The organism is Streptomyces telluris (assembly GCF_024519335.1).
GTDB lineage: Bacteria > Actinomycetota > Actinomycetes > Streptomycetales > Streptomycetaceae > Streptomyces > Streptomyces telluris.
The window spans coordinates 23,944-43,214 of record NZ_JANIID010000045.1 but is presented as its reverse complement, the minus strand read 5'-3'; the positions used below and the strand labels follow the sequence as shown (position 1 = coordinate 43,214).

19 protein-coding genes are annotated in these 19,271 nt (G+C 71.6%); 5 read left to right on the top strand and 14 right to left on the bottom strand.

The genetic code is table 11. The annotated features are described in order from the left end of the window. Nucleotides 1-38 precede the first annotated feature (38 nt). Nucleotides 39-1,190: a lipase family protein gene (locus tag NQU55_RS32775; RefSeq protein WP_256791671.1), complete on the top strand. Its 1,152-nt coding sequence runs from the start codon at nt 39-41 to the stop codon at nt 1,188-1,190. 30 nt (nt 1,191-1,220) lie between these two features. Here NQU55_RS32775 and NQU55_RS32770 read toward each other — a convergent pair whose 3' ends face one another. After that, nucleotides 1,221-3,104: an AMP-dependent synthetase/ligase gene (locus tag NQU55_RS32770; RefSeq protein ID WP_256791670.1), complete on the bottom strand. Its 1,884-nt coding sequence runs from the start codon at nt 3,102-3,104 to the stop codon at nt 1,221-1,223. 145 nt (nt 3,105-3,249) lie between these two features. Here NQU55_RS32770 and NQU55_RS32765 point away from each other — a divergent pair, with 145 nt between their 5' ends. Next, nucleotides 3,250-3,999, top strand: coding sequence for a hypothetical protein (locus NQU55_RS32765; RefSeq protein WP_168096192.1), 750 nt, complete (start codon nt 3,250-3,252; stop codon nt 3,997-3,999). A gap of 36 nt (nt 4,000-4,035) precedes the next feature. On the opposite strand, the gene NQU55_RS32760 is transcribed toward NQU55_RS32765, so the two are convergent. The 5 genes from NQU55_RS32760 to NQU55_RS32740 form a co-directional block, all read right to left on the bottom strand. Continuing rightward, a complete protein-coding gene (locus NQU55_RS32760) occupies nt 4,036-4,734 on the bottom strand; it encodes a TetR/AcrR family transcriptional regulator (protein WP_372504858.1) in 699 nt (232 codons plus the stop codon). Nucleotides 4,735-4,932: 198 nt separating this feature from the next. Further along, complete coding sequence (locus NQU55_RS32755) at nt 4,933-6,264, bottom strand: dicarboxylate/amino acid:cation symporter (protein ID WP_256791669.1); 1,332 nt, start codon at nt 6,262-6,264, stop codon at nt 4,933-4,935. 363 nt (nt 6,265-6,627) lie between these two features. Next, nucleotides 6,628-6,915: a DUF4229 domain-containing protein gene (locus NQU55_RS32750; protein WP_168093791.1), complete on the bottom strand. Its 288-nt coding sequence runs from the start codon at nt 6,913-6,915 to the stop codon at nt 6,628-6,630. Between the two features lie 79 nt (nt 6,916-6,994). Next, nucleotides 6,995-8,158 (bottom strand): aminofutalosine synthase MqnE, encoded by a 1,164-nt coding sequence (gene mqnE / locus NQU55_RS32745; protein ID WP_058047614.1) that lies wholly within the window; start codon nt 8,156-8,158, stop codon nt 6,995-6,997. Between the two features lie 51 nt (nt 8,159-8,209). Then, a complete protein-coding gene (locus NQU55_RS32740; protein ID WP_168093790.1) occupies nt 8,210-8,665 on the bottom strand; it encodes an Lrp/AsnC family transcriptional regulator in 456 nt (151 codons plus the stop codon). A 132-nt stretch (nt 8,666-8,797) separates the two neighbouring features. On the opposite strand from NQU55_RS32740, the gene NQU55_RS32735 reads away from it, so the two are divergent. After that, on the top strand, nt 8,798-8,944 hold the full coding sequence (locus NQU55_RS32735; protein ID WP_168093789.1) for a hypothetical protein: 147 nt from the start codon (nt 8,798-8,800) through the stop codon (nt 8,942-8,944). Here the strand turns inward: NQU55_RS32735 and NQU55_RS32730 are convergent. Genes NQU55_RS32730 through NQU55_RS32720 form a run of 3 tightly spaced genes read right to left on the bottom strand, consistent with a single transcriptional unit; the run spans nt 8,941 to nt 12,053 of the window. Continuing rightward, nucleotides 8,941-9,636, bottom strand: coding sequence for a UbiX family flavin prenyltransferase (locus NQU55_RS32730; RefSeq protein WP_168093788.1), 696 nt, complete (start codon nt 9,634-9,636; stop codon nt 8,941-8,943). The two genes, NQU55_RS32735 and NQU55_RS32730, sit on opposite strands and share 4 nt — an antisense overlap. Before the next feature lie 51 nt (nt 9,637-9,687). Further along, a complete protein-coding gene (gene mqnP / locus NQU55_RS32725) occupies nt 9,688-10,605 on the bottom strand; it encodes a menaquinone biosynthesis prenyltransferase MqnP (RefSeq protein ID WP_168093787.1) in 918 nt (305 codons plus the stop codon). Continuing rightward, complete coding sequence (locus NQU55_RS32720) at nt 10,602-12,053, bottom strand: menaquinone biosynthesis decarboxylase (RefSeq protein WP_168093786.1); 1,452 nt, start codon at nt 12,051-12,053, stop codon at nt 10,602-10,604. The genes mqnP and NQU55_RS32720 overlap by 4 nt, the downstream gene beginning before the upstream one ends. 87 nt (nt 12,054-12,140) lie before the next feature. Between NQU55_RS32720 and NQU55_RS32715 the strand changes: the two genes are divergently transcribed. Both NQU55_RS32715 and NQU55_RS32710 read left to right on the top strand, forming a co-directional pair. Further along, nucleotides 12,141-12,446, top strand: a complete 306-nt coding sequence (locus NQU55_RS32715; protein WP_168093785.1) for a PLD nuclease N-terminal domain-containing protein — start codon at nt 12,141-12,143, stop codon at nt 12,444-12,446. A 340-nt stretch (nt 12,447-12,786) separates the two neighbouring features. Continuing rightward, complete coding sequence (locus NQU55_RS32710) at nt 12,787-14,214, top strand: phosphocholine-specific phospholipase C (protein ID WP_168093784.1); 1,428 nt, start codon at nt 12,787-12,789, stop codon at nt 14,212-14,214. A gap of 44 nt (nt 14,215-14,258) precedes the next feature. On the opposite strand, the gene NQU55_RS32705 is transcribed toward NQU55_RS32710, so the two are convergent. The 5 genes from NQU55_RS32705 to NQU55_RS32685 all read right to left on the bottom strand — a co-directional run bounded on the left by NQU55_RS32705 (nt 14,259) and on the right by NQU55_RS32685 (nt 19,253). After that, on the bottom strand, nt 14,259-14,819 hold the full coding sequence (locus tag NQU55_RS32705; protein WP_168093783.1) for an SRPBCC domain-containing protein: 561 nt from the start codon (nt 14,817-14,819) through the stop codon (nt 14,259-14,261). A 95-nt stretch (nt 14,820-14,914) separates the two neighbouring features. Beyond that, complete coding sequence (gene ccsB, locus NQU55_RS32700) at nt 14,915-16,066, bottom strand: c-type cytochrome biogenesis protein CcsB (RefSeq protein ID WP_168093794.1); 1,152 nt, start codon at nt 16,064-16,066, stop codon at nt 14,915-14,917. Continuing rightward, entirely contained in the window at nt 16,066-17,838 is a 1,773-nt protein-coding gene (gene resB, locus NQU55_RS32695) for a cytochrome c biogenesis protein ResB (protein ID WP_168093782.1), read from the bottom strand. Before resB ends, ccsB begins: the two co-directional genes overlap by 1 nt. Nucleotides 17,839-17,842: 4 nt before the next feature. Beyond that, nucleotides 17,843-18,580: a cytochrome c biogenesis CcdA family protein gene (locus NQU55_RS32690; protein WP_168093793.1), complete on the bottom strand. Its 738-nt coding sequence runs from the start codon at nt 18,578-18,580 to the stop codon at nt 17,843-17,845. A gap of 49 nt (nt 18,581-18,629) precedes the next feature. Continuing rightward, nucleotides 18,630-19,253 carry a TlpA family protein disulfide reductase gene (locus NQU55_RS32685; RefSeq protein WP_256791667.1) on the bottom strand — a complete coding sequence of 208 codons (624 nt, stop codon included), beginning with the start codon at nt 19,251-19,253 and terminating at the stop codon, nt 18,630-18,632. Nucleotides 19,254-19,271 lie beyond the last annotated feature (18 nt).

Genomic DNA, 19,271 nt, shown 5'->3' with positions numbered 1-19,271 from the left:
GGCCCGGGCGGGCATGATCGCGCCCCCCGCGACCACGTTTGCCCTCCTCGAAAGCCCGCCCCCCCCCCCCCCCCGGGCCCGCCCGCGGGGGCGGGCCGGGCGCGGCGGGCGCCGCGGGCCCCCCGCCCGCCGCCGGGCCGGGTGACGTCGTCACCTCCGCGCCGACCTCCTTCCACCCGCTGCCCGGCCAGCCCACGGGCACCAGGGCCTGGCACGTCACCTACCGCTCCACCACGGCCAAGGGCGCCCCCAACGTCGTCTCCGGGACGGTGATCGTCCCCCAGGACGGCAGAAAGGGACCGCGCCCGCTCGTGACGTACGCCGTGGGGACGATCGGGCTCGCCGACCACTGCGCCCCGTCGGCCGGCTTCCCGTACGGGACGACGGTGGAGGCGAACCTGATCCAGCAGCTCACGCTGCGCGGCTGGGCGGTGGCCGTCACCGACTACGAGGGCCTCGGGACGCCCGGCGACCACACGTACACCGTCGGGCGGGCCGAGGGCCACGCCGTCCTCGACGCGGCCCGCGCCGCCCTGCGGCTGCCGGAGGCCGGGCTGGCCGAGGGCTCGCCGGTCGGCATCATGGGCTACTCGCAGGGCGGCCAGGCCGCCGGCTGGGCCGCCGAGCTGCACGCGTCGTACGCCCCCGAGCTGAACCTCAAGGGCACGGCCGCGGGCGGCGTCCCCGCCGACCTCGTCGAGGTCGCCGAGTACAACGACGGCGGCATCGGCGGCGGCCTGGTCCTGATGGGCGCGATCGGGCAGGACGCGGCCTTCCCCGAGCTGAACCTCGGCTCCTACCTCAACGACAAGGGCCGGCGGCACGTCGGCTTCCTCAAGAACCACTGCGTGGCCGCCGACGCCGTCGCGGGCCTGTTCAAGCGGATCTCCGACGTGACGGTCAGGAACCCGCTGCACGAGAAGGACTGGCAGCGCGCGCTGCACTCCTCCGACCTCGGCACCCGCGCCCCCGACCGGCCCGTCTACCTCTACCACGGCACCCTCGACGAGCTCATCCCCTACGCGGGCGCGCAGCGGCTGCGCGCCGGCTGGTGCACGAAGCGGGCCGCCGTGCAGTGGAAGTCGCTGCCGCTGGCCGGGCACGTCGGGGGCGTGATCGCGGAATCCGTCCCGGCGGCGAACTGGCTCGCCGACCGGTTCGCCGGCAGGTCCGCGGCGGGCAACTGCTGAGGCGCGCCGAGCGCTGGACCGGACCCCGGTTCAGCGCTCGTACAGCCGCTCCACCTCCTCCGCGAAGTCCCGGGCGATGGCCGCCCGCTTGAGCTTCATGGACGGCGTGAGGTGGCCGGCCTCCTCCGTGAAGTCCACGGGCAGGACGGCGAAGCGGCGTATCGACTCCGCCCGCGAGACCAGGGCGTTCGCGTCGTCCACCGCCGTCTGCAGCTCGGCGAGGAGCTCGCCGTCGCGCACCAGCTCCTCCGGCGGCAGGCCCTCCTTGCCGTGCATGCGGCACCAGTGGGCGACGCCGTCGGCCTCCAGGGTGAGGAGGGCGGTGATGCAGGGACGGTTGTCGCCGACGACCATGGCCTGGCCGACCAGGGGGTGCGCGCGCAGCCGGTCCTCCAGCGGCGCGGGGGCGACGTTCTTGCCGCCCGAGGTGACGAGCAGCTCCTTCTTGCGGCCGGTGATGGTCAGATAGCCGTCCGCGTCGAGCGCGCCCAGGTCCCCGGTGGGGAACCACTCCCCCGGCGCCGCGGGCACCGCCTTCCCCAGCTCGCCGTCCCAGTACCCGGCGAAGACGTGCCCGCCGCGCAGCAGCACCTCGCCGTCCTCCGCGATCCGCACGGCGCCGCCGGGCAGCGGCCAGCCGACCGTGCCGAGGCGGGGGCGGTGCGGCGGGGTGACGGTGGCGGCCGCCGTGGTCTCGGTGAGGCCGTAGCCCTCGAACACCTCGATGCCCGCGCCCGTGCAGAACGCCGCGAGGCGCTCGCCGAGCGGGGAGCCGCCGCTGAGCACGTAGCGCACCTCGCCGCCCAGGGCGCCGCGGATCCGGCGGTAGACCAGCGGGTCGTACAGGGCGCGGGCCGCGCGCAGCGCCGGGCCGGGACCCGGGCCGGTGCCGTGCAGGCGGGCCGCCTCCGCCTCGCCCCAGCGCCGGGCGACGCGGGCGGCGCGGTCGAAGGAGGCGGCGCGCCCCAGCTTCTCGGCGGTCGCCCGGCCGGTGTTGTAGACCTTCTCCAGCACGTAGGGGATCACGAGCAGGAAGGTGGGCCGGAAGCCGGCGAGGTCCGCGAGGAGGTCCTCGGTGCGCAGGGAGGGGGCGTGGCCCACGCGGACGCGGGCGCGCATGCAGCCGACGGCGACGGTCCGGCCGAAGACGTGCGAGAGGGGCAGGAAGAGGAGCGTGGCGGCGGGCGCCCTTCCGGCAGCCTTGAAGAGGAGGTGCAGCAGCTCGGTGGAATTGTCGACTTCGGTGAAGAAGTTGGCGTGGGTGAGGACGCAGCCCTTGGGGCGGCCCGTGGTGCCCGAGGTGTAGATGAGGGTGGCGATGTCGTCGGGGCCGCGGGTGGCACGGGCCTCGGTGACGGCCGTGCCGGGCAGGCCGCGGCCCGCGGCCGTCAGGAGGGGGACGGCGCCCGCGTCGATCTCCCACAGGTGGGCGAGGCCCGGCAGGGCGCCGCGCTCGGCCTCCACCAGCCGCGTCTGCTCCGGTCCCTCGACGACGCAGGCGGCGGCCCCGGAGTCGTGCAGGATCCAGCGGACCTGGGCGGCGGAGGAGGTGGGGTAGACGGGGACGGTGACCAGCCCGGCGGCCCAGGCGGCGAAGTCCAGGAGCGTCCACTCGTAGCGGGTGCGGGCCATGACGGCGAGCCGGTCGCCGGGCCGCAGCCCGTGGGCGATCAGGCCCTTGGCGGTGGCGAGCACCTCGGCGGCGAAGGTCGCGGCGCTGACGTCGCGCCAGGTGCCGTCGGGCTGCTTGCGGCTGAGGACGGGGTCGGCGGGGGCCTCGGCGGCGTTGTCGAAGGGCAGGTCGCCGAGGGACCCGCGGGAGACGGGTGGGACGAGCGGCGGGAGGGACGCCTCGCGGACGACTCCCTCGACGACGGTGACGCGGGGTGGGGCGACGCTGTGCGGTACGGACACGTGCGGCTCCCTACTGGGCGGTAAATGGCGGCAATCTACGCCTCGGGAGCCGCTCCCTCCAGACCGCCGCTAGTCCTTACGGCCACCCGCCGTCTGCCCGTTTTGCCGATACGTGCCCCGTTGCGCCCGTTTTAGCGTCGTGGCCATGAACACCACGCGAAGCACCCGCACCGCACTCCGTACCGCCATAGCCGGCGCCGTGCTCGCCGGCACGGTCGCCGTCCCCACCGCGGCGCTCGCCGCCGACGGCGGCGGCACCGCCGGCACGCCGGGCACGGCCTCCGGGGCCACGTCCGGAGCGGCGACGACCCGGCCCGACACCGGACAGGACACCACCGAGGAAACTGCCGAGGAAACCGCCAGGGACACCGGCAAGGACGCGAAGCAGGACGCCCGGAAGGGCGACACCGGCGGCTCACGGCGCACCGTACAGCTGAAGGACGGCAAGTACGCCGTCGTCACCAGGCTCGGCGAAGGCTCCTACAAGGCCGCCGTCACCGGCCCGGACGGCTTCGTCTTCGCCACGCTCACCGCCTCCGCCCCCTCCGTCACCCTCGACGGCGGCCTGAAGGTGACCCTCGACCGGAAGACCGGCCTGATCACCCAGACCACCGTCAAGAGCAGGAACGGCGAGGCCGCCCGCGACACCGCCGCCGGGAGCACCGGGAAGGCCGGCCGGACCGCGGAGAAGACCGCGCAGGAGACCACCGATCACCGCAAGAGCGGCGAGGCCACCGGCAAAACACCCCCCACGGGCGGTGTCGCCGCCGGCGAGGCGCCCCAGGAGCGCCCGGACACCGACCCCGCCCTCATCGGCGGCGCGCTGGCGGCGGCGGGACTCCTCGGCGGGGCCGGGGTGCTCACCGCGCGCCGTCGCAAGGACGTGCGGCGCTGAGCGGGCCGCCGGCCCCGCACCCGGACTCCGCTGACGTCAGGAACGGGCGGGCGCCCAGCGCCGCCCGTTCCTGAGGTTCTCCAGCCCCGTCCAGGCGAAGTTCATGAGGGTCTCCGCCGTCCGCCGCTCGCAGGAGCCGGTGCCGTCGCGCTCGTTGGACCACCCGGCGAGCGACTCGGCCGCGCCCACCAGGGCGTGGGCGAGGCCCGCGACCTCGACCTCGGGCAGCGGCTCGGTGCAGCCGCCGGCCTCGGCCGTCTCCGTGATCAGCCGGGTGACGACGTCCACGAGCCGCTGCCGCAGCGCGGCCACCTCCAGCGCGAAGGGCTCCCCGTGGGTGCGCGCCTGGCAGTGCAGCACCGCCCAGCCGTCGGGGTGCGCGGCGGTGTGCGCGAAGAACCCGCGCAGCCCGTTCCACAGCCGCCGGTCGGCCGGGGCGCCCGGGTCCACCGCCGCCTGGACGGCGGCGATGAGCGCCTCCGCCTCGCGCCGGATGCAGGCGCTGAAGAGGTCTTCCTTCGAGTGCAGGTAGAGGTAGACCAGGGGCTTGGACGCCCCGGCCAGCTCGGCTATCTCGTCCATCGACGCGGCCCTGTACCCGCGGCGCGCGAAGACCGCCACCGCGGCGTCGAGCATCTGGCGCTCGCGCACCTCCCGCGGCATGCGCTTCGTCCTGCCCTTCGGCTTCCCCTGGGCCTGAAGTACGTCGGTCTGTGCAGCATTCACGACAAACATCCCTCCGCCCCCGTCACGTTACCGGCAGGTAATGTTACGGGGTGGAGGGATGCGGGGTAGGGCCGTTCGGTCCACTCCCTACGGACGGGTCAGTCAAGATCCCGTCAGGCGGTCGCGGACCGGCCCCGCCAGGCGGCCGGAGACCGGCCCGTCAAGCGGCCGGAAACCGGCCCGTCAAGCGGGCTACGGGCGGGCCCGTCAGGCCGCCACGGGCTGGGGCTGCGCGTCCACGCGGGACTCGCCGTCCTCCAGGTGCGAACCGTCGGCCGTCGCGTACGCCGCGCGGTCCAGGATCCCCTCCCGGGAGGCCACCAGGATCGGCACGACCGACTGACCAGCAACGTTCGTGGCAGTGCGCATCATGTCCACGATCGGGTCGATCGCCAGCAGCAGGCCCACGCCCGCCATCGGCAGGCCCAGCGTCGACAGCGTCAGGGTCAGCATCACCGTGGCGCCGGTCAGGCCGGCGGTCGCGGCCGAGCCGATCACCGAGACGAAGGCGATCAGGATGTAGTCCTTGACCTCCAGCGGCACGTCGAAGACCTGCGCGACGAAGATCGCGGCGATGGCCGGGTAGATCGAGGCGCAGCCGTCCATCTTGGTCGTCGAGCCGAACGGCACCGCGAAGGACGCGTACTCCTTCGGCACGCCGAGCCGCTCGGTGACCTTCTGCGTCAGCGGCATCGTGCCGACCGAGGAGCGGGAGACGAAGGCCAGCTGGATGGCCGGCCAGGCGCCCTTGAAGAACTGCAGCGGGTTGACCTTGGCGACGCCGGCCAGCAGCAGCGGGTACACGCCGAACATCACGATGGCGCAGCCCACGTAGATGTCCGCGGTGAACGTCGCGTACTTGCTCAGCAGGTTCCAGCCGTACGTGGAGATGGCCGTGCCGACCAGGCCGAGCGTGCCCAGCGGGGCGAGCTTGATGACCCACCACAGGGCCTTCTGCAGCAGCTCCAGCACGGAGTGGCTGAGGGTGAGGACCGGCTGCGCCTTCTCGCCGACCTTCAGGATCGCGACGCCCACGACCACGGCCATGAAGACGATCTGCAGGACCTTGAGCTCGGTGAAGGGCGTGACGATGTCGGTCGGGACGATCCCGGTGAGGAAGTCGATCCAGGAGCCGTGCTTCTTGGGCTCGGCGCCGTCGGCGGCGGTCAGGCCGGTGCCCGCGCCCGGGTCCGTGAGCAGGCCGATGCCGAGGCCGATGACGACCGCGATCAGCGACGTGATCATGAACCACATCAGGGTGCGGGTGGCCAGCCGGGCGGCGTTGGAGACGTTCCGCAGGTTGGTGATCGACACCAGGATCGCGAAGAACACCAGCGGCGCGATGACCAGCATCAGCAGCTGGACGAAGATGTCGCCGATCTTGCCCAGCGTGGTGGAGAGCCAGGAGATGTCACCGCTCTTGGCGGCCCAGCCGAGCAGGGCGCCGAGGACGAGACCGAGCAGGATCTGGGCCCAGAACGGGACGTTGGGTATGCGCCCGCGCAGGGACGCCGTGGGGGACGGGGGTGTCGATGACAACGGAAGCTCCGGTTACAGACGGAAGAAAAAGGGCGTGAGGCGCCGGGGAAATCCGTTTGCGCAGGATCTCCGGCCGCGGTGGACATGGCGTCAGCGGCGACAACAGGCCGCGGAGACACAGCGGCAAAGATCGACGTGCAGGCGCGCCACGAGCACGGGGCCCGTGGGGAACTGGTGCGCTGCTGCTGTCTTCATGTCCAATACGTTAACACCCGGACTTTGAGGAGCTCAAAGGTCTTCTTTGGGTGCACGGGACTCCCGCAGGCCCCCGAAACGCCCGATGCCCCGGCGTGGAGCGGAAAGCTCCACGCCGGGGCATCGGCGAAAAATCGGGCAAACGTGACGAGGGTTACACCTCGTCGGTCACGCCCCGTCCTCCTGAGCGGCGTTGGAGTTGATGCGCTCCTTCGCCCGGTCCACGCGCTCGACGATCTGCACGGACATCGCGTCGCGCTGCTTGCGCAGCAGCACCCAGCTCAGCGGCGCCGACAGGATCAGCGAGAGCAGCACCATCCACATGAGGTTCGAGCTGCCCACGCCCAGCGGGATGACGTGCGCGTAGCAGAGCACGTAGACGAGGGCGAAGCAGCCGATGAGCAGGCCGAATCGCAGGGCGGTGTAACGGAGCGACGCGTACTTCTGGCTACTCACGGACGGGACCTTCTTCTCGACGACGACCGAAGGGGGGCACGCTTCAGTCAAACCAGTACAGCACGCCCCGAAGTGGATCTCAGACCCGCATCGGCTGCGGCGATTCGCGCAGCGAGGCGTCCGGGCCGGGGTACTCGCGGATGATCTCGTAGCGGGTGTTCCGCTCCACCGGGCGGAAGCCCGCCTCGCGGATCAGCTCCAGCAGATCGTCGCGGGTCAGCTTGTTGGGCGTGCCGTAGTTGTCCGCATCGTGCGTGATCTTGTACTCGACGACCGAGCCGTCCATGTCGTCCGCACCGTGCTGCAGCGCGAGCTGCGCGGTCTGCACGCCGTGCATCACCCAGAACACCTTGACGTGCGGCACGTTGTCGAACAGCAGCCGCGAGACCGCGAAGGTCTTCAGCGCCTCGGCGCCCGTCGCCATCGTGGTCCGGGCCTGCAGGCGGTTGCGGACCTTGCCGTCCTTCATGTCCACGAAGTCGTGCTGGTAGCGCAGCGGGATGAAGACGTGGAAGCCGCCCGTCTCGTCCTGCAGCTCGCGCAGCCGCAGGACGTGGTCGACGCGGTGCCGCGGCTCCTCGATGTGGCCGTAGAGCATCGTCGCCGGGCCCTTGAGGCCCTTGGAGTGCGCCAGGCGGTGGATGCGCGACCAGTCCTCCCAGTGGGTGTCGTGGTCGACGATGTGCTGGCGGACCTCCCAGTCGAAGATCTCCGCGCCGCCGCCGGTCAGCGACTCCAGACCGGCGTCGATCAGCTCGTCGAGGATCTCGTCGGCGGGCAGGCCGGAGATCTTCTCGAAGTGCTGGATCTCGGTGGCGGTGAAGGCCTTCAGCGAGACGTTCGGCAGCGCCTCCTTGAGCGCCTTCAGGGAGCGCGGGTAGTAGCGCCAGGGCAGCGTCGGGTGCAGGCCGTTGACGATGTGCAGCTCGGTGAGGTTCTCGCTCTCCATCGCCTTGGCCAGGCGCACGGCCTCCTCGATGCGCATCGTGTACGCGTCCTTCTCGCCCGGCTTGCGCTGGAACGAGCAGTACGCGCACGACGCCGTGCACACGTTCGTCATGTTCAGGTGACGGTTGACGTTGAAGTGGACGACGTCGCCGTTCTTCTGCGTGCGGACGTGGTGGGCGAGCCCGCCCAGCCAGGCCAGGTCGTCGGACTCGTAGAGGGCGATGCCGTCCTCACGGGTCAGCCGCTCCCCGGCGAGGACCTTCTCCTCCAGCTCGCGCTTGAGCCCCGCGTCCATGACGTCCGCCTCTCCGATACTTCCGCTTTACGAACCCTCCCGAGCGTATCCCTACGCCTCGTCCGGCAGTTCGCCGACCCGGTTCTCCCACTTCGTGGACAGCACGATCGTGGTGCGGGTGCGGGCCACGCCCTTGGTGCCGGAGAGCCGGCGGATGGTGCGCTCCAGGCCGTCCACGTCGCTGACGCGGACCTTGAGCATGTACGAGTCGTCGCCCGCGATGAACCAGCAGTCCTCGATCTCGGCCAGGTCGCGCAGCCGGCGCGCCACGTCCTCGTGGTCGGCGCTGTCCGACAGCTGAAGGCCGATCAGGGCGGTGACGCCGAGGCCGAGCGACGCGGCGTTGACGGTCGCGCGGTACCCCGTGATGACGCCGGCCGCCTCCAGGCGGTTGATCCGGTCGGTGACGCTCGGCCCGGAGAGGCCCACGAGCCGGCCCAGCTCCGCGTACGAGGCCCGGCCGTTCTCCCGGAGGGCCTGGATGAGCTGCCTGTCCACCGCGTCCATAACCTGGCACCTTTCAATAATCGGCGAACTCGCCGCGTTTCATGTAGAATCTAAGGCATGTTGGGCTTCACAGCCCGCAAATCTTCGCTCAACTCGCTAGATCAACGACGATCCTTCAGGAGTGACGTAACCGTGTACACGATCGAGATGGCCTACGCCCGCATGCGTGAGATGCAGGACCTGGCCAACCGCTCGCGTGCCCACCAGACCGCCGAGCGCCGCGCCGAGGCCAGGGCCGCCCGCAGCGTCAGCCGGGCCGCGCGCGCCAAGAAGCGCTAGTCCCCTTCCGGGGAGCGCGCACCACCCAGCTCTCCCTTCCACCGGCGGTACAGCCGGTGCGGCACACCCGCCGCATCCAGCACCCGCCCCGCGACGAAGTCCACCAGATCCTGGATGTGCGTCGCACCCGCGTAGAACGCCGGAGAGGCGGGCAGCACCACTGCGCCCGCCTCGTCGAGCGCCACCAGCTGCCGCAGCGTCTGACCGCTCAGCGGCGTCTCCCGCACGGCGACGACCAGCGGCCGCCGCTCCTTCAGCGTCACGCTCGCGACCCGCTGCAGCAGGTCCTTCGACAGCCCCAGCGCCACCCCGGCCACACAGGCCGTGCTCGCCGGGACGATCAGCATCCCCTTCGCCGGGTACGAGCCGGACGACGGCCCCGCGGCGAGGTCCCCGGCGGGCCAGAACCGGACGTCGCCGAGGACGGCCTCCCCGAACTGCGGCTTCCCGTCCGCCCCCAGCGCCAGCCACTCGCGCAGGTCGTCCTGCCAGTGCGCGTCGCGGAACTTGATCCCGGTCTCGTCCAGCAGCGTCAGTCGCGACGCGCGGCTCACCACCAGGTCGACGGCCTCCCCGGCCGCCAGCAGCCCCCGCACCACGGCGGCGGCGTACGGCGTACCGGACGCCCCGGACACCCCGACCACCCACGGCCGGCGCTCCGGGCGCTGCGTTACTCGTTCGTACGGCTCCACGCCCCCGAGCCTAGCCGCAGGCCCGGGAGCGCCCGCGCGAGGCGGTCCCGGCTAGACGCCGAGCCCCCGCGCCACCAGATCCAGCAGGGCACACACGAAAAGCGCAATGCCGATGAACCCGTTGACCGTGAAAAATGCCCTGTTCAGGCGGGACAGGTCGTGCGGCTTGACGATGGTGTGCTCGTAGAGGAACGCCCCGGCCACGACGGCCAGGCCCACCCAGAAGAACACCCCCGCATCCGTGATCGCCCCGTACCAGGCCAGCAGGCCCGTGGTGATCACATGGCACACGCGGGCGCCGTGCAGCGCCGCCGGGACGCCGAAGCGGGCCGGCGTCGACTTCACCCCGTGCGCGCGGTCCGCCATCACATCCTGGCAGGCGAAGATCAGGTCGAAGCCGCCGATCCACACGCCCACCGCGAGCCCCAGGACCACCGCCTCCCAGGACCACTCCCCCGTCACCGCGAGCCACGCGCCCACCGGGCCCATCGCCTGGGCCAGGCCCAGGATCGCGTGCGGGAAGTCGGTGAATCGTTTCCCGTACGGATAGACCACCATCGGCACGACCGCGATCGGGGCCAGCGCCAGGCACAGCGGGTTCAGCAGGGCCGCCGCGCCCAGGAAGAAGAAGACGGCGATCCCGGCGCCGGTCCACGCCGAGCGCACGGACACCGCGCCGGTGACGATCTCGCGGTTGGCCGTGCGCGGGTTCCGGGCGTCGATCTCGCGGTCGATGATGCGGTTGCAGGCCATCGCGAAGGTGCGCAGGCCCACCATCGCGACGGTGACCAGCAGCAGCCGCGTCCAGTGGACGTTGCCGTAGGTGCGGAACATCGCGGTGAGGGTGGCGATGTAGGCGAAGGGCAGCGCGAAGACCGAGTGCTCGATCATCACGAGCCGGAGGAACGCCTTGACCTTGCCGCTCGACGGCGCCGGGCCCGGAGTGAGGACCCCTTCCGCGGACGTCACAGCCCGTACTCCTTCCACCTGCGGTCGACCTTCGCCGCCGTCTCCGGGTCGGACTCGACCATCTGCGGCCACCCCCCGTCGCGCGTGTAGCCCTCCTCGGGCCACTTCGCCGTCGCGTCGATGCCCGCCTTGCCGCCCCAGAACTGCTGGTACGAGGCGTGGTCGAGGTGGTCGACCGGGCCCTCGACGACCGTCAGGTCGCGGGCGTAGTCCGTGTTGCCGAGGGCCCGCCAGGACACCTCGTGCAGGTCGTGCACGTCGCAGTCCGCGTCCACCACGATGATCAGCTTGGTCAGCGACATCATGTGCGCGCCCCAGATCGCGTGCATCACCTTCTGCGCGTGCTTGGGGTACTTCTTGTCGATCGAGACGATCGCGCAGTTGTGGAAGCCGCCGGACTCCGGCAGGTGGTAGTCCACGATGTCCGGAATGATGATCTTCAGCAGGGGCAGGAAGAACCGCTCCGTGGCCCGGCCCAGCGGGCCGTCCTCCGTCGGCGGGCGGCCGACCACGATGGACTGCAGCAGCGGCCGCTTGCGCATCGTCACGCAGTCGATCGTCAGCGCGGGGAACGGCTCCTGCGGCGTGTAGAAGCCGGTGTGGTCGCCGAAGGGGCCCTCCGGGAGCATCTCGCCCGGCTCCAGCCAGCCCTCGATGACGACCTCGGCGTTGGCCGGGACCTGCAGCGGAACGGTCTTGCAGTCGACCATCTCGATGCGCTTGCCGGAGAGGAAGCCCGCGAAGAGGTACTCGTCGATGTCGCCGGGCAGCGGCGCCGTGGAGGCGTAGGTGACGGCCGGCGGGCAGCCGAAGGCGATGGCGACCGGCAGCCGCTCGCCGCGCTTGGCGGCGACCTGGTAGTGGTTGCGGCTGTCCTTGTGGATCTGCCAGTGCATGCCGATGGTGCGCTTGTCGTGGCGCTGCAGGCGGTACAGGCCCAGGTTCCGCACGCCGGTCTCCGGGTGCTTGGTGTGGGTCAGGCCCAGGTTGAAGAAGGAGCCGCCGTCCTCGGGCCAGGTGAAGAGCGCCGGCAGCTTGTCGAGGTCGACGTCGTCGCCGGTGAGGACGACCTCCTGCACCGGAGCGTCCTTGATCTTCCGCGGGGGCACGTGCGTCATCGCGCCGAGCTTGCCGAACGCCTCGCGGATGCCGACGAAGCCCTGCGGCAGCTCGGGCTTGAGCAGACCGCCGATCTTGCCGCTGATCTCGTCGTAGGACGTCAGGCCGAGCGCCTTGAGCAGCCGGCGGTCGGTCCCGAAGACGTTCATGGCGAGCGGCATGTCCGCTCCCCTGACGTTCTCGAAGAGCAGCGCGGGGCCGCCCGCCTTGTTCACCCGGTCGGTGATCTCGCCGATTTCCAGGTACGGATCGACTTCCGCCTTGATGCGCTTGAGGTCGCCGTCGCGCTCCAGCGCCCGGAGGAACGAGCGAAGGTCGTCGTAAGCCATGCGCTCCAGTATCAAGCACGCACTACGCTGGACCGGTATCGGGGCCGCCGAGCGGCCCGTACCGCCGTTCCCGGGGAGCCGTCCGACATGCTCAGGTATCTGCCGTTCCTGCTGATCCTGGCGCTGTGGATCTACGCCTTCGTGGACTGCCTGAACACCCCGGAGAAGGAGGTCCGCGGCCTGCCGAAGATCGCCTGGGTGTTCGTCATCCTGCTCTTCGGCGAGGTGCTGATCGGGCCGGTCGCCTGGCTGATCGCGGGGCGTCCGCGCGCCGCGGCGGGGTCGCGCGGGCCCGGGCGCGGCGGTGAGCGGCAGTGGGTCGCGCCCGACGACAACCCCGAGTTCCTGAAGTCGCTCCGGCGCGACCAGGGCGACCCGCCGCCCGCGGCCTGATCCCGCCCCGGGTCCCGCCTGCGCATCCGCCCCCGGATCCGCCCCCGGATCCGCCCCCGCGGCCGCGCCCTGACGGGCGGTCGGAGGATTCGCCCGTCCGGCCGTCACCCGGTGTCACGGCAGTCACCCGCCGTACGGCGTAGCCGCCCATCGCCCGATCGGGTAATAAGAAAAGCCGATCCCGGCCGCCATGCGCCGCCTCAGAGATCAACTCGTCCCTCTTCACAGCCATTTGGCACCCCGTTCACGCACCCCCTCCTGCCTTTGACACACCCGTGCCGGGAGAGTCCGACAGGCCACACTGAGGCCTCACGCGACTCCAGGGAGAGGGGCACACGCCATGCCCGACATGACCCGACGCAGACTCATCGGCTCCGCCGCGGGCGCCGTGGGCGGCGCCGCGGCACTGTCGCTGCTGCCGCCGAGCGTGCGGCGGGCGGTCGCCGCCGGACCGGCCCGGCGCGGCTCGTTGCGCGACATCGAGCACGTGGTCCTGCTCATGCAGGAGAACCGGTCCTTCGACCACTACTTCGGCACCCTCAAAGGTGTGCGGGGGTTCGCCGACCCCGACGCCGTCAAGCTGCCGGGCGGCCGCGACGTCTTCCACCAGCCGGACGAGAAGAACCCGGCCGGCTACCTGCTGCCGTTCCGGCTCGACACGCAGAAGACGAGCGCCCAGGCCATCCCGTCCACCAGCCACGCCTGGGCCGTCCAGCACGAGGCGTGGAACGGCGGGAAGATGGACCGCTGGATGCCGGCGCACCGCAAGGCCGACGGGGCGAACGGCCCGTACGTGATGGGCTACCACACGCGCGAGGACATCCCCTTCCAGTTCGCCCTCGCGGAGACCTTCACCCTCTGCGACAACTACTTCTGCTCGGTCCTCGGCCCCACTTGGCCCAACCGGCTCTACTGGATGACGGGCACCATCGACCCCGCCGGCACCCGCGGCGGCCCTGTCATCGACAACACCGCCCCCGCCCCGTACCGCTGGACCACCTACGCCGAGCGACTGCAGGCGGCGGGCGTCAGCTGGCGCGTCTACCAGGAGGAGGACAACTACGGCTGCAACCTCCTGGAGCAGTTCGCGCAGTTCAAGGACGCCAAGCCGGGCGATCCGCTGTACGAGCGGGGGATGCGCCGGCTGCCCGCGGGCACCTTCGAGGACGACGCCCGCAACGGCCGGCTGCCGGCCGTCTCCTGGATCATCCCGACCGCCGCGCAGTCCGAGCACCCGCGCTACCTGCCGGCCGCCGGCGCGGACTACGTGGCGAAGAAGCTGGAGGCCATCGCCGACAACCCCGAGGTGTGGGCGAAGACGGCGTTCATCCTGAACTACGACGAGAACGACGGGCTCTTCGATCACGTGCCGCCGCCGGTCCCCCCGGCGGGCACGGCGGACGAGTTCGTGGGGAAGCTGCCGATCGGCGGCGGCTTCCGGGTGCCGTGCCTGATCGTCTCGCCGTGGACGGTGGGCGGCTGGGCCGCGGGCGACCCCTTCGACCACACCTCGGTGCTGCGCTTCCTGGAGGTGTGGACGGGGGTGCGGGAGCCGAACATCAGCGCCTGGCGCCGTCGCACCTTCGGTGACCTGACCTCGGCCTTCGGCTTCACCGACAAGGCTCCGCGGCCGCCGCGGCTGCCCGCGGACACCAAGGAGCAGCTCGACGAGGCCCGCTGGAAGGTCGCCCACCTGCCCAAGCCCACGCTGCCGGGCGCCCGCCAGCAGCCGCCCGAGCAGGAGAAGGGCAGCCGGCCCCGGCGCTGACGGCGCGGCGGGGCGCCCGGCGGGGTCCGCGCGGCCCGTGGAGGTCAGCCCCCGGCGCCGCCCGGCGGCTCGCCCGGGTCGCCGGAGCCGCGCAGCTCGTACTCCGCGCGCAGCTTCCGCCACCGTTCGAGGGTCCACCCCGACCAGTCGGCGGGCCGGCCCGCCAGGGCCTCCAGCAGGTACTCGAAGTGGTGGTGCCAGCCCGCCAGGCAGTCCAGGCGGACGTTGTCGGGGCCGGTGAACTCGTTGGTGAAGTGCAGGAGGGTGCCGCCGACGCTGGCGGGGGCGTCCTCCAGCTCGAAGCGGATCCGGCCGTGGATGTCGACGGTGTACTCGGCCAGCCGCTGCGGCTGCCAGGCGGTGACGCGGCCGGGGGCGACGGTGGCGTTCCCGGCCTCGTCGGTGTTCTGCCAGCGCAGGGTGATGGCCCCGCCCTCGCGCTGCTCGAAGGGCCGGGCCTCGGCCAGCCAGGTCGGCAGGCCCTCGGGGGTGGCGATGGCCAGCCACACCTCGGCCTTGGGGAAGGGGAGCGACAGCTCGTAGCGCAGCAGGTGGCTGTCCTCGCCCCGGGGCTCGGACTTGCCGTAGAGGGAGGGGATCTCCATGGGTCCAGCTCTACCACCGCGGCCCGCCTCCCGCGCTCCGGAGAGGGCGGGAAACGGGCCGTACGGGGGCTGCTGTGCGGGGTGCGGGTGACCGCTCAGACGCCGGCGTAGGAGTGCTTGCCGGTGACGAAGATGTTCACGCCGTAGTAGTTGAAGATGTAGCAGCCGAACGCGGCGAGCGCGATGTAGGCGGCCTTGCGGCCCTTCCAGCCGGCGGTCGCGCGGGCGTGCAGGTAGCAGGCGTAGGCGACCCAGGTGATGAAGGACCAGACCTCCTTGGGGTCCCAGCCCCAGTAGCGGCCCCAGGCGGCCTCGGCCCAGATGGCGCCCGCGACGATCGTGAAGGTCCACAGCGGGAAGACCGTGGCGTTGATGCGGTAGCCCAGCTTGTCGAGGCTGGCGGCGGAGGGCAGGCGCGACATGGGGTTGTCGGTGTACAGCGCGAGCTTGGCCTTGAAGCGGGCGTACTTGCGGTCCTGCGGCAGCTCGTTCAGGTAGCGGCGCAGGCCGGCGCCGGTGCGGCCCTCGACCAGGCGGGCCTCGTAGCCGTCGCGGAAGAGGTAGAGCAGGGTCGAGCAGGCGCCGACCCAGAAGGCGGCGCCGCACAGGATCGCGGTGGAGACATGGATCCACAGCCAGTACGAGTGCAGGGCCGGGACGAGCTGGTCGCTCTCGGTGTAGAGCACGGAGACGGCGAGGCCGAGGTCGAGGAGGATCGTGGTGACCAGCGGCAGGCCGATCCAGCGCACGTTCTTCTTGGCGGCCAGCAGGCCGAGGTAGACGCCGACGACCGTCATGCCGAAGGTCGTGGAGAACTCGTACATGTTGCCCCAGGGCGCCCGCTCCACGGACAGCGCCCGGGTGAGCACCGAGCCGGCGTGCAGCAGGAAGGACAGCACGGTCAGCGAGATGGCGATGCGGCCGTAGACGTCGCCCTTCTCGCTGGTGCCGGCGGCGCCCGGCCCGTCGGGCACGTCGCGGGTGCCGGCGGTGGAGCGGGTGACGACCTTGGGGCGCTCCAGGACGGCGGTGCCGCCGGCCTGTGCGCTCGCGCCGCCCGCGGTGCCCGCGGCGGCGGCCGCCTCGGTGGTGATCGCGGCGGCGGTGCGGCCCACGGCGCTGCGGCTGCCGAACACCCACTCGGCGATGTGGGCGAGGAAGGCCAGGGTGTAGACGGCCATGGCCGAATAGATCAGCACGTTGCTGATGTTCGCCAGGTTCTCGTTGGCTGCGGCAGCGATGGGGATCACGCGCGCGCTCCTTCGGATGCTGCGGAGGAATCCGCGGACTCGGCGGACTCCGCGGGGTCGGGGGCGTCCGTGGCGGTCACGGGCGGGGCGTCGGCCTGCAGGTCGGCGGCGAGGTCGGCGAGCTCCTCGGGGAGCTTCGCGGACTCGCTGCGGCCGAGGCCGGCCACCTCGACGACGGTGTGCCCGTCGGCGCCGCGGACGGCCCGTACCCACACGCGGCGGCGCTGGATGAACAGGGATCCCGCCACGCCGACGAGGGCCGCGACCGCTCCGACGAGGGCGGTGACGTTGCCGGGCTGCTGGGAGACCTGGAAGGTGGCCCAGGGCTTGATGCCGTCGAACTTCAGGGTGCCGCCGTCGGGCAGCGTCATGGTGTCGCCGACCTTGAGGGCCTGCGCGAAGGGGTTGCCGTCCTTGTCCTTGAACTGCTTCATCTTGGACACGTCGAGCTGGTAGACGTTCTGCGGCGTGCCGGCGTCGGTGCCGAGGCTGCCGTGGTACGCCGTGAGGACGAGCCGCGGGTTGTCCAGGTCGGGGAACTGGGACAGCATCGTGCCGGTCTTCAGGTCCAGGGTGGGCACGAAGTTGCCCTTGAAGCCGATCTGGTCCTTCTTGCCGTCCTTGGTGCGGTAGTCGCCCACCTTCAGGACGGTCGACTCGGTGATGTTGTTGTCGATGGGCAGCGAGGGGATCCCGCCGCGGAAGGAGATGTCGCCCTGCCCGTCGCGGACGGTGACCACCGGGGCGTAGCCGTGGCCGATCAGGTAGACCTTGGAGCCGGACGTCTGCAGCGGCTCGTTGACCTTGATCGTCGCCTTGCGGCCGGGGCCGTCGGCGCCCTCGTGGTAGGTGACGTGGGCCTCGTAGGTCCGCGGGGTGCCGCGCTGGGGCCCGGTGCGCTCGTAGCTGGCCTCGAAGCTGTCGAGGTAGAAGCTGAAGGGCTTGAGGTCGTCGGAGTCGAAGAGCGAGCCGGACTTGAAGTCGTCGTACTGGACGAGCGTGTTGGCGAAGCCGTCGCCCTCGACGATCAGCTTCTGGCCCTCGGACTTCCACAGCTGCCCGGAGGCGAAGGCCACGAGCATCACGATCAGCGCTATGTGGAAGACGAGGTTGCCGGCCTCGCGCAGGTAGCCCTTCTCGGAGGCCACCGCGTCGCCCGCCGCCTCGGTGCGGAAGCGGCGCTTCTTCAGCAGCTTGCGGGCCGCGGCCAGGACCTCCTCGGGCCCGGCGTCCGTGCGCCACGTGGTGTGGGCGGGCAGCCGCTTGAGGTGGCGCGGGGCGGCCGGCGGGCGGCCGCGCAGCTGGCCGACGAACTGCCAGGTGCGCGGGATGATGCAGCCGACCAGGGACGTGAACAGCAGGATGTAGATCGCGGAGAACCACACCGAGCTGTAGACGTGGAAGAGGCCGAGCTTGTCGTAGAGCGGCCCGAGCGTCTCGTGGCTCGTGCGCCACGCCTCGGCCTTGACCGCGTCCACGCTGGTCTGCGGGACGAGGGAGCCGGGGACGGTGGCCAGCGAGAGCAGGAAGAGCAGGATCAGGGCGACCCGCATCGAGGTCAGCTGCCGCCAGAACCAGCGGGCCCAGCCGATCGCCTCGCGGGCGGACCAGGCCGCGTACCCGAGCGCGCCGGGCTTGCGGACGCCGCCGAAGGAGCCGGGCACGGCCTGGCCGGCCTCGGCGTCCTCGCGGGGCGCCGTCGACATCGCGGAACCCGCGGTCTCCACCCCCTCGGCGTCGGTGCCGGCGGAGCCGTTCGTGTTGCCCATCTGATCAGACCTCGGGGACGAAGGAGTTGGACCACGTCTGCAGTTCGCCGATGAGGCTGTTCCACACGCCCGTGACGAGGAGCACGCCGACCGCGACCAGCATCAGCCCGCCGGCGCGCATGACCCATGCATAGTGCCGCTTGACCCAGCCGAACGCGCCGAGCGCGCGCCGGAAGGCCACCGCGGTCAGGATGAACGGCAGGCCGAGGCCGAGGCAGTAGGCCACGGTCAGCAGCGCGCCGCGGCCGGCGCTGGCCTGGGTCGAGGAGAGGGTGAGGACGGAGGCGAGCGTCGGGCCGATGCACGGCGCCCAGCCGAGCCCGAAGAGCGCGCCCAGCAGCGGCGCCCCCACCAGGCCCATCGTGGGCCTGGTGTGGAAGCGGAACTCGCGCTGCCCGAACCTGCTGAACAGCCCCATGAAGGCGAGGCCCATCACGATGGTGAGGCACCCCATCACCGTGGTGATCGTCTCCCGGTGCTCCAGGAGGGCCCGGCCGACCCAGCCGAAGAGGGTGCCCATGGAGACGAAGACGAAGGTGAAGCCGAGCACGAAGAGGGTGGACCCGGCGATCATCCGTCCCTTGCGGGCCTCGGCCAGGTCCGCTCCGCCGACCCCCGTCACGTACGACAGGTAGCCCGGGACGAGCGGCAGCACGCAGGGCGAGAAGAACGAGACCAGCCCGCCGAGCAGGGCGACGGGCAGGGCCAGCAGCAGCGCCCCGGTGAGCACCGTCTGGTTCATCTCGCCGACGGCGACCGTGACGGCGGCGGAGGTGGCGGGGGTCACCGGGTCACTTCTCCGCGACCAGCGGGTCGAGCGTCTTGCGCAGCTCGTCCTCGGTCAGCGCCTTGATCGCGCGTGCGGCGATCCTGCCGTCGCGGTCGATGAAGACGGTGGAGGGGATGGACTGCGGGTTGAGGCTGCCGGCGGGGAAGCGCAGCAGCAGCTTGCCGGCGGAGTCGTAGAGGCTCGGGTACGGGACCTCGAACTCCTTCTCGAACTTGATCGCCGGCGCGGGGTCGGAGTCGCGGGTGTTGAGCCCGACGAACTGCACGCCCTTGTCCTTGTAGTCGTTGGCGACGTTGACGAGGTTCTTGGCCTCGGCCCGGCACGGGGCGCACCACGATCCCCAGACGTTGAGGACGACGATCTTGCCCTTGTAGTCCTCGGCGATGTCGAGCGCCTTGCCGTCCAGGGTCTTGCCGGAGAGGTCGGGTGCGTCCTGCCGCCCGCTCTTGTCGCTGACGACGCTGACGCCGCCCGTGCCCTGCACGAACTGGGTCTGGCCGCCGCTCTTGGGGTTGTCACCCGAACCGCAGGCGGTCAGGGACAGCGCCGCGGCGGCGGCGAGGATGGCCGGCATGGTGATACGCCGGCGTGGTCCGGGGCGTCGAAAGGCGCGGCAGGCACTCATGTGAAAAGTTTCGCATGG